Source organism: Micromonospora sp. RTBAU3-60, from assembly GCF_054963695.1.
The window spans coordinates 1-14,761 of record NZ_JBUEGB010000064.1 but is presented as its reverse complement, the minus strand read 5'-3'; the positions used below and the strand labels follow the sequence as shown (position 1 = coordinate 14,761).

The 14,761-nt window shown below is 69.6% G+C and carries 15 protein-coding genes; 1 reads left to right on the top strand and 14 read right to left on the bottom strand.

The genetic code is table 11. The features are described 5' to 3' along the window. Positions 1 to 45: 45 nt before the first annotated feature. The 10 genes from ACY34I_RS33080 to ACY34I_RS33035 form a co-directional block, all read right to left on the bottom strand. Positions 46 to 312 (bottom strand): hypothetical protein, encoded by a 267-nt coding sequence (locus tag ACY34I_RS33080; RefSeq protein WP_462759106.1) that lies wholly within the window; start codon positions 310 to 312, stop codon positions 46 to 48. Then, the gene (locus ACY34I_RS33075) at positions 309 to 947 is read right to left on the bottom strand and encodes a hypothetical protein (RefSeq protein WP_462759105.1); all 639 of its coding nucleotides are present in this window, start codon (positions 945 to 947) and stop codon (positions 309 to 311) included. The genes ACY34I_RS33080 and ACY34I_RS33075 overlap by 4 nt, the downstream gene beginning before the upstream one ends. Then, entirely contained in the window at positions 941 to 1,147 is a 207-nt protein-coding gene (locus ACY34I_RS33070) for a hypothetical protein (protein WP_462759104.1), read from the bottom strand. Before ACY34I_RS33070 ends, ACY34I_RS33075 begins: the two co-directional genes overlap by 7 nt. Next, entirely contained in the window at positions 1,144 to 3,114 is a 1,971-nt protein-coding gene (locus tag ACY34I_RS33065) for an ATP-binding protein (RefSeq protein WP_462759103.1), read from the bottom strand. The genes ACY34I_RS33070 and ACY34I_RS33065 overlap by 4 nt, the downstream gene beginning before the upstream one ends. Continuing rightward, a complete protein-coding gene (locus tag ACY34I_RS33060) occupies positions 3,111 to 4,307 on the bottom strand; it encodes a Pvc16 family protein (RefSeq protein ID WP_462759102.1) in 1,197 nt (398 codons plus the stop codon). The genes ACY34I_RS33065 and ACY34I_RS33060 overlap by 4 nt, the downstream gene beginning before the upstream one ends. After that, the gene (locus ACY34I_RS33055; protein ID WP_462759101.1) at positions 4,304 to 4,861 is read right to left on the bottom strand and encodes a hypothetical protein; all 558 of its coding nucleotides are present in this window, start codon (positions 4,859 to 4,861) and stop codon (positions 4,304 to 4,306) included. The genes ACY34I_RS33060 and ACY34I_RS33055 overlap by 4 nt, the downstream gene beginning before the upstream one ends. Before the next feature lie 527 nt (positions 4,862 to 5,388). Then, a complete protein-coding gene (locus ACY34I_RS33050; protein ID WP_462759100.1) occupies positions 5,389 to 6,090 on the bottom strand; it encodes a hypothetical protein in 702 nt (233 codons plus the stop codon). 63 nt (positions 6,091 to 6,153) lie between these two features. After that, positions 6,154 to 6,657 (bottom strand): phage tail protein, encoded by a 504-nt coding sequence (locus tag ACY34I_RS33045; RefSeq protein WP_148801683.1) that lies wholly within the window; start codon positions 6,655 to 6,657, stop codon positions 6,154 to 6,156. Between the two features lie 7 nt (positions 6,658 to 6,664). Next, positions 6,665 to 8,563, bottom strand: coding sequence for a phage tail sheath family protein (locus ACY34I_RS33040; protein WP_462759099.1), 1,899 nt, complete (start codon positions 8,561 to 8,563; stop codon positions 6,665 to 6,667). Positions 8,564 to 8,846: 283 nt separating this feature from the next. Beyond that, complete coding sequence (locus tag ACY34I_RS33035; protein WP_187413787.1) at positions 8,847 to 9,611, bottom strand: AfsR/SARP family transcriptional regulator; 765 nt, start codon at positions 9,609 to 9,611, stop codon at positions 8,847 to 8,849. A 583-nt stretch (positions 9,612 to 10,194) separates the two neighbouring features. Here ACY34I_RS33035 and ACY34I_RS33030 point away from each other — a divergent pair. Next, a complete protein-coding gene (locus tag ACY34I_RS33030) occupies positions 10,195 to 10,629 on the top strand; it encodes a hypothetical protein (RefSeq protein WP_462759098.1) in 435 nt (144 codons plus the stop codon). Positions 10,630 to 10,913: 284 nt separating this feature from the next. Here the strand turns inward: ACY34I_RS33030 and ACY34I_RS33025 are convergent, their stop codons facing one another. From ACY34I_RS33025 to ACY34I_RS33010, 4 genes are all read right to left on the bottom strand, one after another. Then, positions 10,914 to 11,978, bottom strand: coding sequence for a hypothetical protein (locus ACY34I_RS33025; RefSeq protein WP_462759097.1), 1,065 nt, complete (start codon positions 11,976 to 11,978; stop codon positions 10,914 to 10,916). 240 nt (positions 11,979 to 12,218) lie between these two features. Continuing rightward, entirely contained in the window at positions 12,219 to 13,478 is a 1,260-nt protein-coding gene (locus tag ACY34I_RS33020) for a hypothetical protein (RefSeq protein ID WP_462759096.1), read from the bottom strand. Between the two features lie 406 nt (positions 13,479 to 13,884). Next, a complete protein-coding gene (locus ACY34I_RS33015) occupies positions 13,885 to 14,352 on the bottom strand; it encodes a hypothetical protein (protein ID WP_462759095.1) in 468 nt (155 codons plus the stop codon). Positions 14,353 to 14,605: 253 nt separating this feature from the next. Further along, on the bottom strand, positions 14,606 to 14,761 hold a 156-nt coding region (locus ACY34I_RS33010), incomplete at its 5' end, for a mycothiol transferase (protein ID WP_462759120.1).

Sequence of the window (14,761 nt, the reverse complement as noted above, 5' to 3'; positions counted from 1 at the left end):
GCCGGGTCGGCCCGGTGGTGGCTCGCTTCGTCACCCGCACGGCCGTCACTCAGCCGGTATCGCAAGAACGGTGCCGGGCTCGGTGGCGCGCAGCGCGTCGGCGTAGGGGTTGCTGTCGGCGATCCGCCACCAGCCGGTGCTGTCGCCCAGCCCGGCCGCCGCCAGGAGATCGATTCGATCGCCGTCGCGCACCTGGTAGGTGATGGCAGCGGGAAGCGCGGCGGCGACCCGCGGAACGCCCATTGGTCGGGTCGATCCGTCGTCCTGGGGCACGCTGATCGTTGCCTGACCGGCGTATCGGGAGGCGGTCATAGCATCAGCTCCACACCTTGGGCGACCCCGGCGACGGCCAGGGTGCTGCGGGCGGCCTGGTAGGCCTGGGCGAGGAAGCCGGCCATCTTCAGCCCGCTGTCCAGGTCGGACGGCCGCAGCACGGTCAGACCGAGATCGACTGAGGCCTGCACCGGCAAGAGTCCTGCGTTGAAGCCGGTCTCGTGGGCGCTGAAGCTGGTGATCCGCACCGGCACGATGCGGGTCAGGCTCCAGGCCAGGACGACCAGTGGCAGCGACGGCGCGGGGATGGGTCCGCCGCTGGCACTGCCGCCGGTCAGCGCGGACACCGCACCGCTCAAGGTACCGCCGACGGCACCGAGCACGCCGAGCTTGTCGGCCGGCTCCATCATCGCCTCGATGGTCGCGAGCATGGGCTGCACGCCCATCAGGCCGCTGATCGGCTTGTCCACCGCGTCCACGGCGTCCAGCTCGATCTTGAGCGTGTACGCCTCGACCGGGGCGTTCGATACCCGCAGCGCTGGACCGCCCGGAACGCCGGCGGCCACCGTGATCGTCCGGGTGATCTCTGCGGGGTTGTACTGGAATGGGACGGCCGTCGGCACCAACCCGATGTTCGGATCGGAGAACGAGATCAGCATGCCGCGCATCAGCATCGGGAAGGACCTCCAGCGGTGGTGGTCGATGCGGCGACGGCGTGCGCGACAGCCTGCGCGAGGGCAGTTTCCGGCCCGGCGGGCAGGGCCCGGCCGGCGAGCGCGGCCTCGATGGTGGGACGAATCAGGCCAGGGTTGGGTGCGCTGTCGACGTCGACGTCCAGCCGAGGGATCGGCGGGCCGCCCGTGGAACTCGTCATCGGTTACCTCCTCGGGAATCAGCCGCGGCGGCGACTGCCGCGGGGGCCCAGGTCCGGCCGCTCTTTTCCAGTTCGCGCTGCACGGCCCGATGTAGATGGACGGCCTCGATGCGCGGCTGCGTCTGCCCAGCCGCCCGGACGTCGTCAGTCGCGAAGACCAGCGCCGCGAGAGCGGCGGCCCGGATCGACGACGGGGACAGCTCGGCGCCGGCCACGTCGTCGAGATCCACGCCTTCGCCGAGCCGCTCGGAGGGCAACAGCGCCGCCCAGATCGCTTGCCGCGCGACGTGATCGGGCAGTTCGAAGCGCACCGACAGCCGCAGCCGCCGCTGGAACCCGTCGTCCAGTGCGGCAGGCCGGTTACTGGTCAGCACCACCAGGCCCTCGTGCAGCTCGATCCGCTGCAGCAGGTGGTCAATTTCGAGGTTCGCGTAGCGGTCGCGGGCGTCGTTCACCTCGGCACGGCGGCCGAACAGACCCTCCGCCTCGTCGAACAGCAGGACGGCCCCGGCCCGCGCGGCCTCAGTCAACACCCGGTCCAGGTTGCGGGAGGTCTCCCCCAACCACTTGCTCACCAGCTGGGCCAGGTCAACGATCCACAGGTCGCGATCCAGCTCGGCGGCGACCGCCTCGGTGGCCGCCGTCTTGCCGGTGCCGCTCGGGCCGTGCAGGAGCACGGCGACACCCCGGCCGCGCACGCCGGCCCCCGGCAAGGCCGTCAGCGCCTCGTCGCTGTGCCGCGCGTGCGCCAGCAGGTCGCGGAGCCCGGCCCGGGTGGCGTCCGGCAGCACCAGGTCGTCGAGCCGCAGGGACGGTGGAACGAGCCGGGCCATCCCGTTAAGCGTGTGCTGCGGATGCCGCCGTACGGCCGCGTGCAGATCGTCCAGGGTGAGGTGACGACGTTGTACATCGGCAGCCGCCTGGGCGGTCGCATGCAGGGACTGGATGGTTGCTTCGGTCAGCCGCATGCGGGCCGAGAGTTGGCCGGCGGCGCGGGTGTCCAGACCGGCCGATCCCAGCACCCGACGCCAGGCCTTGGCCACACCCGCCGAATCGATCGCGGCGACGTCCAGCACCTGCCATCCGGGTGCGGACGGAGCGCCCGGCGCGGTCAGCCGCAGCACGGCCCCGGACGTCTCGTCGGCTGACCAGGGCAGCACGAGGCCGAGCCGCTCCAGCAGCCGGGTCTGCGCGGGTGGCCTTTCGCTACCGTCATCGAGCGCCCGGTCCAGCCGCGCGGCGATGGCCCGGGCAAGCACGGGGCCATCGTCGGCGTCCGCGCACCGCAGGCTGAGCCGGTTCCCGGCGGCGATCAGCAGGCAGGCCTGGTCGGCCGTCGAGCGCAGCCGGGCGGGCAGCGGGACCGGCGGTTCGGCGGGCGGCCGCCAGCCGTCGACCAACAGCGCGGCAGTTTCAGTCAGGCGCACCGGCGCGGCGGCGTCGGCGACCGGCTGCAGCAGGCCGATCGCGACCGGACCGGAGTCCTGCGGCAGCGCCAGCGGGATGAACAGTCCATCGGGCTCGAGCAGCAGCCTGAGCGCCGACAGGCTCGGGTAGCGGCGAGAAGCGTCGTCGTGGACCCACCCGAACGCCGCTGCCAACTGCGGGTCGGCCACCGCCCACCATGCTGCGGCGATCATGGCCTCTGCGCTCTGCGACAGGCCCAGCTTCGGGAAGAGGTCCACCGGCTCGTGGACCGTCCTCGCGGCAGCAGTCGGGCGAAGCCCGATACCGGCTGCGGTCAGCATCTCCGGATGGCCCCCCGCGTGGTCCCAGATCTGGCGGTACTGGCGCATCAGCCGCTCGAAGGCGTCCCGAAGCAGCTTGAGGTAGCCGAGGGTCAGGTCCGCCGGTACCACTGCCTCGACCGCAGCTTCCGCTCTGGTGACGCTGTCCGGCGCGGCCGGAGTCGCCGCACGGGACGGGGTTCCGGTGCGGACGCCCGGAGGACGCAGCTCCTGCATCATGGCGCCACCGCCAGCAGCAGGGGGCGGCCGGTGACCGTGCCGGACTCGACGCTGACCGGGATCCGGCGACCGGCGAACGCCGCCACGCCCGCTGGCACCATCACGGTCACCGTGGTCGGGTTGATCCGCGTGTACGGCACCGCCACGCCGCCGAAGGCGACCCGGCCCTCGGGCAGCACGTGCGCCACCGTGAGCGTGGCCTGCTGTCCCGGCTGCAGTGGTGCGCCGGCGCCGCGAACAGCGGGGGCCACCGTCAGCCCGGCTCCGGCCGTTCCGGCAGGCAGGCCCGAGGCCAGGTTGGTGACGTCCAGCGCCCGGCGGCCGGGCACCAGTTCCGCGTTCGGCAGCATCACGGTCAGGCCAGCCGCGGTGGGGTGAGCGGTCAACGCCCACGGCCCGGTGCTGTGCGTGGTGGCAGGGTCGGGCCGGCCGTCGGTGGGATCGTCCGGGTCGCCAACGGCTCGGGACAGGGTGACGGTGACCTGCCCGCCGAGCCCGGTCACCGCGACCGAAATCTGATCGCCGAACGAGGCCGCGACGGGCGCGACACCGGCGATCCGGGGTCCGGCGGATGGACTGACCGCGATCCGGCGCTCCTGCACGGGCGGACCGGGCGAGAAGGGCACCGGCGACGGCACGATCACGAGGCTCACTTGGTAGGCCACGGACAGCCGAAGCGACTTCAGGCCGCTGGCCCACAGCCCGGTGATGGTCTCCAGGGGCACCGTGTCCATCGTGATCCGCAACGGCTCGACGAGGCCGTCGAAGGCGTTGGCCACGACCTGGCTGACCGTCTTGGCCGGGCTGGACGTGATCAGCGTGTCCGGGCCCAGCACCGCGCGTTCGTGCAGCAGCATCATCACGGCGGTCAGCGCGTTGTGGGCCGGCGGCACCTCGTTGCCCGTGGCATTCAGCTCGCCAGGGTCGGCGGATAGCAGGTAGTGCAGCGTTAGCGCAAGGGGCGGGCGTCCCCGGCGGGTGGTCCAGCCGGTCTGCGGTGGCTCCATGTTGATCAGCGCCGGCGCCGGCGTGACCCGGTAGAGGAACCAGTTCAGCCGGGCGGTGGTGTCCTTCGGCCGGTCGAGCGGTCCGGTGCTGACTCCGATGCTGCTGCCCACCACGTCCCGGGTCATGGCGACCAGCACCTCGTCGACGCCGGTCAGTACCGGTGCGGGTGCGGGAAGGACGCTCATCGGGCACCAGCCGGATTGGCCCAGGGGCCCCGGCGCGCGGTGAGCCCGCCGGCGTAGGGCGAGAGCAGGCTCAAGGGGTCGGGTGGTGCCTGGACGGGAGCCGCCTGGTGCACATGGATCTCGCCGATCGTGACCGGCGGGTGCGCCGGCAGCCCGGCGTGATGTACGGCGGTCAGATCCGGATGCGGTTCGGCCTGGCCGCCCGGCTGGGCCGGCACCGCTGCCTGCTGGGTCCGTTGTCCTACGACGTTCACGTCCGGTCCCGGAGTCTGCATCGTCTCGCCTCGGGCACGGTCCATCGGGTGCGGACCGTGCCCGGCGCCGTCGCCGAGGTCGCCGTGACTCACAGGCGGGCGGCCCGCACGTAATGCCAGCGGCGGGTCACCGCCGCGGGACTGTTCGCCTTCCCGTCCGGCAGCCGGACGGGCCCCCGGTCCGCGCTCGAGGTGGTGGCTCAGGTCGGGGCTGAGGCGGCGGCTTCGCCGATCCGCCGCGGCACCACCGGCCACGGCATAGGCATCGAGGGTCGCCGATAGCGCCTTGACGACCTCCACCCTGCTGGGGTGGCGAACCCGTGCGTCCCTGGCCGCTCGTGCGGTGGAAGGTATCCCTGCCGCTGGACTGATCGGGTCGGTGTGCACCGGCAGCGCGGCGGCCCCGCGCGAGCCGGCGGTCACCTCGCCGGAGCCGGGCCGGCCTGAGAGACGCTGGGTGGTCCCAGGAGTTGATCGTTCTGTCATCGGCGGGCGCGGATTGGGCTCGCCGGCGATGTCCCAATCGGCTTGGCTCACCAGCGGTTCGGCACCATTGTCTGCGAGTGAGCGGCTGTACCTGTCCAGGGCGATCGGGGCGACCGCGGAGGACGTCGACGAACGACGGCCGCGGGCGGCCAGTGCCCGAGCCGATACGGGGACGTCGTGCCCGGCGCCGCCGCCTCGTATCACCTGTGCTGCGGACGACGGCGTCGCCGCGATCCCCGGTTGCGCAGGGACCCCCGGCGTCGCCGCCGATGCTCGCCGCGCCGTGTCGGGCGGATGCGCCGGCGAGCTGTGATTTGGCCGGAGCGTGGGCTCAGGTAGGGTCATCGCGCCGCTCCGGCAGCCAGCGCAGCGAGCCGGACCCGCCGCCTTTCCGGCAGAGCTTCGATGGTGCCGAGGTCCCATCCGTAGCGGGAGGCGATGAGGTGGACCTCGATGTCCACGTGGGCGACAGCCCGGGCGACGGCTGCCACGACGAGTTGCTGCACGTCGACGTGGTGCACGACCGTCTGCTCGCACTGGATACAGGCCACGCGCACCTCACCGCACAGCGACTGCTCGGCACGGTCCAGAGCGGCGTGGGTGCGGGGGATGTCGACAGCCTCGGTCGGCCCTGCTGTGCAGCGCCGCAGCAGTTCGCTCGCTGCTGCATCGGGATCGTCCGGCAGGCCCAGCAGGTCAGCACCGGTCGGTTCGCGCACGCCTGCGCCGGGGCCACACCAGGCCCAGCGCGGTGCGTACGCCGGCACGTCGGCGGCACCCAGCGGCAACTCGTTCAGGGTTCTGCACGCCAGACACTCCACCACCACCTCCAGATCGCGTCCGACCACGGCGCGGTGCGCGGCGAGGAGCAAACGGTCGATCACTCCGATCGGAAGGTGGGCGCATTCCGGGACGCCGCAGGCCGTCAGCAGCACCAGCGCCTCCTCCAGCTCACTCGCGGCGTCCTCGAGCAGGCGCAGCAGCACCATCCGCGGCGGCGCGGCAAGCGTGCGCGGCAGCCGCATCACGACGTCGGGCGTCACCACCGGACCCCTCTCTTCCACGGCGAGTTACACCATCCAGCGATGGCCGGCCGGCACCGCGGCCTAGATCACCAGCTCCTTGGGCTCCTTCACGGAGGTGTCCCGTTCCCACCCTTCGAGCTCGATCTTGATCGACTGGATCGCTACGGCCGCGGTGGCCGCGTCAAGCGCGGGCAGAGCGGTGTACTCCGAGACCCAGCACCGGTAGAGGTGGTAGCTGAGCACCAACTGGTTGGCCTCGTTGAAGACGTCGACCGTGACGTCCTTGCGGAAGTCCGGCAGCGAAATGCCCGGGGCGGTGAAGCTGGAGACCTTGTTGGCCCAGTCCTCGAACGCGGGGTCGTGCGTGACGCCGCGATCGAACTGCACCGACGTGTACGTCGTCAGGCCCGGGCTGCGGCGATCGTGCGACGGGTCGCCACCGACGCGGTGTGACACCGGCGCGGTGCTGCGGGTGAGCGGTCCCATCTTGGAGAGACCGGCGACATAGACCTTGTCCCACTTGATTCGGAACATGTGTGTCTTGTACGGGTCGTAACGAGTGGGATTGACGGTGAATTCGGCCATCGCCGGCTCAGCCCTCTCCGTTGACGATGTGCGTGATGGTGACTACGACAAACTCGGCGGGTTTGAGCGGAGCGAATCCGACCACGACGTTGACCCGGCCCAGGTCGATTTCCGTCTGCGGGTTGACGGTGCTGTCGCAGGTCACGAAGAAGCTGTCGGACTCGGCGTGGCTCTCCGACTGCTGGAAGGCCCCCTGCCGGAACAGCCCGCGCATGAATCCGGTCACCGCAAGGCGCAGTTGGCCCCACAGCACGGGGTCGTTCGGTTCGAAGACGGCGAACTGGGTACCGAGGTAGAGGCTCGCTTCGATGAAGTCGGTGAGGCGGCGAAGCGGCACGTATTTGAAGGGGTCTCCGCGCAAGTCGGAGCCGGCCAGGGTTCGCGCGCCCCAGACGACCAGGCCCGCTCCGGGAAAGCTGCGCAGCACGTTGATGCCGAACGGGTTGAGCACGCCGGAAACCGGGTCGCTGGTGGGGTAGGCGACGCCGATGGCGCCCGCTACTCCAGCCGTCAGCCCGGCCGGCGCCTTCCACACGCCGCGCACCCCATCGGTTCTGGCCATCACACCGGCGACGGCGCCGCAGGGCGGCAGTCCGGCGTGGGTGGAATCCGCGGTGATGAGCCGCGGCCAGTACAGGGCGCCGTGCGCACCTTGAGCGGCGAACAGGGCCGCCTTGCCGGCGGCGTTCGCTTTGGTGACGCTCGAATCCGGGTCGACCAGCAGGAAGGCGTTCTGTTCCGCGCAGTAGGCCAGTGCCGTGTTCACCTCGTCGACGTTCGCGGTCGTAACGCCGGGCAGGCAGAGCAGGTTGAACCGGGGAAAGTTCAGCACGTCGAGCGCCTTCATGCCCTGCCCCTCGGCGGGGCTGACGATGCTGTCGGCCCCCACCGCCGAGCCGTCGATGCCGCCGGCGAGCCCCTTGGCCGCCGCGGCCGCCGGACGGTCGGCGGCACTGCCGGAGATCTCCTTGCCGCCCGCGGCTACGCCCAGCCCAAGCATGCTGCTTGCATCGCCGGCGCCGCTCAGGCCGACGACGACCGCGCTGTCCGGGCCAGTGGTCTTGCTGGTAAGCACGAGCTTGCCCGAGCTCTTCGACGCCGTGACCGGGAAGCCGTTCGTTGCTGCGTTGATGAACGTGATCAGGTCGTCCACATCGTGCGAGTCGGCTGGGTCCTCGTCTGGCCAGAGCACGTGGTCGACCGCGGGCCCCATGTCGACGGAGATGCGCAGCGTCCGGCCCGGCAGACCGGTGACTCCGGCGGAGAGGTCCTTGCTGCCCTCGGACCGGCCGGCAGCCGCGGCGCCGGTCTCAGCGCCGCTCACCTGCGCGATGACGAGGGCGCTGCCAGCCAGCACATCTGCTACGTACCGCGGATTGCCCGGCGACATCGACAGCTCGGGCCACGTCTCCCGCGCGACCAGGGTGGCCGAGCCGGTGCCGAGGGCCCAGTTCGTGACCACGAGAGTGAACCGGTCGCTGGGGTTAATGGCGGCGGGTGCCACCTCGACGAAGACGCCATTCTGGGCAGCGCCGGTGCCCGTCCCGTTGGCCCAGGCACCGCGGCTACGGGCAGTCAGCGTCACAGTGATGCCGTTGACGGCCGGAAGAGCCAGCTTGGCCGCCAGAGCGTTCGCGGCCAGCGCGCGAACCACGATGGCCTGACTGCCCCCGTTCGCGAAGAAGTGCGCGACGCAGTGACCCATGGGATTGTCGCCGTTGTCGATCGGGTCGCCGAATTGGCGGACAAAGTCGGCGTAGCTGTCGATTGGTGTTGGCACGTCGGGCGTCCCCTTGCGAGCCGCCCCGACGAAAGCGGTGACCGATGTCGAGACACCGGCAATGGCATGCGAGCTCGTCATCTGCTCGACGATGTACACGCCCGGATAGGTGGTCTGCACCGCCATCGGAGTCCTCCACGTCGCTATGTGCGCCAGGCCGATCCTGTATGCGGCAGCGCCCGCGGAACGACCCGCCCGCGTGACGCGAACGTGACGTCGACGTGATTGATGTCCGTCGTGCGGTGGTTCGTGACGGGTACGCGAGCCTCCACTGGGGGCCGCCAGGGACATGCGGGGAAGGATTCTGTCCAGATCGCCAGGGTGGCCCGGACAAACGTCTACCGCAGCTGGCAGATTCGTGGGCCGAAACGGTGACCTTGATCGATGGGCGTGCGCCACTGCACAGGATCTATTGCGGAAGCAGTGCTTCGCACCTGAGGGGTTGAACGAGGGCTTCCATCCCGGGACTCGGCAGCAGCCGGAGGTTCTCCCAGAGCAGGTTCCGGTAGCGCAGGTACTGGTGAGCGGCCTCGACCTGGTTGCCCTGAGCAAGGTGGGCCTGAATCACCAGCCGGTGCGCGCTCTCACGCAGCGGCTCATCCCGGACGGCAAGCAGCACGATCGCCAACGCCGCCCCCGGCCGCTGCTCGGCCAGTTGCGCTGCGGCGATGGCCTCGATGCTGAGCAGGCGCAGCAGCCGCAATTCCTGACGAGCGGCCGAGAGCCAGAGCTCGTCCCAGTCCGGTAGGAGGTCCTCGCGCAGCAGGCGCAATTCGTGGCCGTCGGCTGTGTTCTTCTCGCCGATGGTGATGGCGTCGATCAACCCCCGCTGAACCCGCGCATCGACGGCCACCTCCGCGGAGAGGCTGAGCCTGTTCGTCTCCCGCCGGACCAACCCCGGCACCCGCCGTCGAACGATGGATAAGGCCCGCCGCAGGCTCGCTGCAGCCTGGGGCTGCGTGGCCTCCGCCCAGAGTGCGGCAGCCACCTGGTCGCGGGTCCGGGACCGGTCCTCCAAGGCGAGGTACGCCACCAGTCGCTCACCGGAGTGGCCAAGGTCGAGCACCGAGCCGTCCTTGATGATGCGGAAATGCCGCAGCACCTCGACCTGCGCCGTTGTGGATTGCGAAGGATCGCTATCCGGCGATGGTTTCCGGACGACGGCGATACTCACGTCCCCCACCTCGCACCCCGACGACAGCCCCATCGGCCATGCTAGGCGCCGCAACGGAAGTGCGGACGGGTGCGTCAAAAAGAAGACAGCTCCCTTACGCCCGAGGCGCGGGAGCGGTCTTCCGACATGAATGAATGAATGCGCCGGGATTCGAACCCATCAACCAGGACCACTACATGAGCGAGCCAAGCCACTGCGACCGTGCAGAATGGCGCATCCGCGAGACATTCTGTCACGACGAGCCGGGTCTCCGCAATGAGCTGACCGATGTCTCGGCTGCCGTTCTGGCTTCCCGGTACCGACTGTCTGAGCGCCACGGCGCAGGCACCTACCTGCCAGGGGAACCGCCTCTTCGAACTTGAGTGGGGTTCGTGGCTGGAAGCGACCCGAGCGTAGAGGGCACCCCTGCCCAGCCCAGAGCCGATTCGCCAGCGTCATCCACGCCGAAGGCGGTACGGAGCTCAATGAGGTCGTCCGGGTGGGCGCACGGTGTACCGGCAGAGTCGACCGTCCTGCAGCGGATTCGACGGCATAGCGACCAGCGGCATGAGCGGATGCACGCGTGACCTGCCATGATCGACCAATGGGCGTGCTCTATGACTACTTCGTTGCCGCCTCAGATGACGAGGCGGCGTCCATGATCGAGGACGGGCCGGACGGCGAACTCTTGGTCTTGGAACTGAAAGGGCTCGACCCGCTTCGTCTCGTCGACGTCGAGTCGCTGCTGACCGGCGTCAGCCTCAACGCGATCTGTGAACGGGCGCCGCTTCTGCGCGTCATTGCCACACTGAATAATGACCACCAGTTGGTCCTGTCCCTCAACGATAAGCTGCGCGATGCACTCGCCAGGGCAACTGCCGAGGAGTTGACAGCGGTTGCGGCGCCGTGGGCCGAGACGACTGGGTGTGTCCAGCAAGAGGACATAGACGCCTTGAAGGATCTTCTCCGCGAGTTCGCGATGTTGGCCCGAGAAGCCCGTGCCGACCGGGCACACCTGTATTGCTGGGTCTGCGTCTGAAACACTGCGCCGTTCCGAAGCCTGCCGTGAGGGATCACCGGCAGGGCCGCCGCGGGCGCTGGCCATTACAACCAGCCACGAATGCACTCACGTCGGCACGACCGCGCACCGGACGCCGCCTCTCACGTGTCACGTAGCGTGACGCCCGGTCGGCGGCAGAGGCGAAGCCTCGATCATTTGAGACGGCACAGACTCGGCAGCTCAACTGGCGGGCGTCGGTGCCCGTGGAGCCAGCCACCCCTGCGAGGGTTCATGGCGCTGTCAGGCCAGAACCGTGTGAGGGCCTACCCGCCCTGCGAAGGTTTGACCAGATCGAGCCAATGCGCGGCCTCATCGGCCGGCAGCATGCCATCCACGGTTACCGTCGGACGCATCAACGGGTATGGCCGGCCGGCATTCCAGCTCCGCGGGTACGGCGGCGGATCGATGACGACGACTCGCTTCCCTTCCAGCTTCGGGATGTCCGCGGGGCGGCCCTCGTTCCAGATCCATTCGCCATGGGCGTCGACCAGGTTGAAGTTGCCTCGAATGCCGCCTGCCGGTGTCAGGTCCTCGCCGTCGGAGGCCGCTGCGATCTCCGCGGCGCTTGGCCGTTGACCGGGCACCAGGCCCTGCGCCTCGTCGCCGATCAGGGCGGCGGCGAGGAGCGTGTGCAGCTGAAAGTTGTCGCCGATGCCGCTTATCGTCACCCGATAGCCGCGTCGGGTCGCGCGGTGCAGCACGACCAGCGGTTCGTCGTCTAGGACAAGCAGTAGCCCGTACAACCAATGCGCGGTGCCGATGTGCTCACGCGTGGTGTCGATGGCGGCGGTGAGCCGCGGTCGCTCGGGCAGCATGGCCCGCACGTCCTTGCGCTGCGAGAGGTACAGCACCGGCTGAACCCACTTGCCGCCGGAGAACCACGCCTGCACCAGGTTATAGGCGTCCGGCTGGGCCATCCCCCGGTTGGGCGCCGTCTCGACGAACCGCTCGATCGTCGGGCCGATCTGCTCCGCATCATCGGGGTCGGGCAGATCCCCGAACGCCGCACCGTACAACTCGGCGAAGCGTGCCGCCTGCTCCATCGCGGTGGTGGCCCGCCTGACGAGCGTCGGCACCACCACCGCCGCGTCGGTGCCGTAGTCCGCCATGCTGCTGGCAATCTGGGCCAGGTCGCCGCCCATCCCGAGCGGGATCTCGGCGAGCACCGACGTCAACCTGGCCAGGGCCGCGTCGACCTCGTCAGGGCGCGCCTTCGGCGTGGCGCCCACGATGCCCCGCAGGGCCGCGAAGAACCGCTTGTCGTCGCGCCCGTCCACCGCGCCGACCAGGTTGTCGACCCGCTTACCCAGGTCCGCCTTGAACAGCATCCGGCGATCTTAGCGTTCGGTCTCAGGGAGTCGCTCCCGTGCCGAAAACCAGCAGAGACTGCGACCAACGCCCTCAATTCGGCTACGCGCACACTCGGCGGCATGTCCGTGCCAGGCGGTGGACACGTGATGACGGTGATGACCTTCCGTGTCGCTGACCACGCCGCCGTGCGGTGGATGCGGTCGGCCAGCGTCCCGGCCTCGTGACCGGAAATCCGTTGTTGCTGGTACCGGTTGGGTTCAGTCCGTCAACGAGCGGTCGAGTACGTGCTTGGTCTGGTTGCGTAGAGCGTCGAGTTCGGTGGAGTTGCCTCTCACCTCGGTGATGAGCTCGACGGCGTCCAGCAGGTACTCAAGGGCGATGATGTGCTCGTCGAAGGGAGCGTCGACCTCGAACCGGTCGAGCAGAGCCGCGAAGTCGGCCAATACGGCCTCGGCGCGGGTGGCGGCCCGGTCGGGATCGCCATTTCGCTGGATGCAGCGGGCTGAGTCGATCATCGCTCGTCCGACGAAGGCGTGGCATTGGCCCAGCAGGCGGGTGACGATGCGTCCCACCAGTGCGAGGCCACGCTCCTCGAGTTCCGGGTCGGGCTGGGCAGCGAACGCCGCGGTGACCTGGCGAGCAGCTGCAGCGAGGGCGACACCGTCGACCCACTCCTGGGAACCCTCCAGGGCGCAAGGCTGCCGCCCCAACCCGGCGATGCACGCTTCGGCGGCGACCGATAGTGACGTCGCTGCTTCCAGGAGGAGGTGAAAGCGCGTCCGATCCGGCTCCTGGGACGCGACTGCCAAGCGTGCGACCTCGAGCGCTACGGCGACGTCTTCGGTGCCGTGCGTTGGCTGGCCACGCCTCGCGCGCTCCAGCAGAGCCTGCGCCGACGCCTGCTGCTCCGGCAATAATCCAGGAGCATCATCGCCGACGGGCAGTCCGAGTTCGAGCCTGTAGGAGGTCCACGCCAACGGGTCTTTGACTGGGTCCGGCTCGTTGGCAGGGTTGCCGGACGCGGCACGAACGATTCCGCCCTCGACACGGTCCATCGCCAGCCGTGCATCATCGAACGGCAGCGCGAACCGCCCGGTCAGGACGGCAAGGACATCGCGACGGCGCGTCTCCTCCTCATCGGCCGCACGCAGATACGCGACAAGAGCGCGCACCGAGGTTCCGCGAGCAAGGCGCACACTCAGGTCGTCCGTCCACTCCACCGCATGAGGATGCCCGTCCCGACCTCGAACCACAAACGAGCCCGTCAGCTGCTCCGCGACCCGGCGTGCCGCCTTCTCGCCCGCCCGCTGTCGGATCAGGCCCTCCTTGGCCACGCCACGGACGGTGGCGATCACCCTCCCGCCATCTTCCGACAGCGTCACCGTGACGACGGCAGGGTTCAAGTTCATGGCGGCGCTGCCGACCATGGCCCGCAACTCGGTGGTCCGGGTACCCAGGGCGTCCAAGGTCCGGGCGACCAGGTCGGTGGCCGTCGGCAACGGCGGCCGCAGTTCCACGGTGGTCTCTAAGATGGCGGCTCGCGTCCACCTGGCCGCCCCGGCCAGCGCCCCGGTCCACCCTGTCACCTGCCACGCCGAGCCCGGCGACCAGTAGGTCGCTCTCCTCTGGGGTCAGCTCCAAGGCCATAGTGGATTGCGACCGACACACGAGGACAATCCCAGGATTCCGGGCTCCGCGGATGCCTCCGGCCGTTCGCTCGCTGATGCGACAGAACAGAAACCGCCAGAGACCCGCCACATCTCCCGCCGAAGCGACAAGCGCTCTCTCAGCCACATCCGCTCATCGGCACGAGCGCGCGCAGCGGGCAGCCTACGTACGCGTCACGCCGCGTGACCGCCTCTGCAGGCTGCCGCGCAAGCTCGGCGGCAGATCCGTGAACGTCAGCTCGTTACGCGCGAGCTCTCAGGGCAGCTGGCCCAAGCGCTCGATTTCCAGCGGCTCGACGTCGTCGAGGTACAAACCCTCACCGGACTCTTCTTCGTCTTCTCCATCCGGATGCCACTCCCCGAAGGCCGGAACAACGTTCAGCGCTCCGGTAGGACGGGGAAGCCAGCCCATATCCTTCGGCGGATCGAAATGAGCGGCCCACGTGACGACGACCTCGGTAGGCGGGATCAAGACCTTGCAGAAATCACCCTCTTGCAGCTCAGCAGGCGGCGGGTCAAGCCGCCAGAGCTGGTCGAAGTCACGGTGCTCCGGATCGCGGGCGAACGCACGCGTCCCGTCCCACCAGAACGCCGACTCAGGATCCGGCCGGCGCCACGGCCAGCGCACGTAGACATAAAACCGGTCAGCCCCCACCACCTCGGCGCGATGCGGTTCGCAGGACACCAACAGATGATCGCCGAGACGGAACTCAACGGCATCCACGACGTGCGGCTCCTCAACATCCGGTGAATCCGCGAGATCGTATCCGCACCTGCGGCTCGTTGGGCCCCCGAGCCAGCACACTCACATCGGCATAGTCAAGGGGCAGCCCACCAACGTTGAGTCACGCTGCGTAACGCGCGGCCCGCGGCAGATCAGTACGTTCCTCACCGTCACTTGGCCGACCGGTCGGGCCGGTGGTCTCCGAGCGCTCGACGACGCTGCCGGATGGGGTGCGGCCCCGAGTCGCGATTTCTTACCGACCGGTGACGCCGTCGGTAAGCTCCCGCAGGATGTCGGCGTGACCGGCATGCCGGATGGTCTCGCTCGTCATGTGGGCGAGCACCCAGCGAAGCGTACGAGCCGCGTCACCGACCGGCTGCGCGGTGAGGACGTCCGGGCCAGCGGCTGT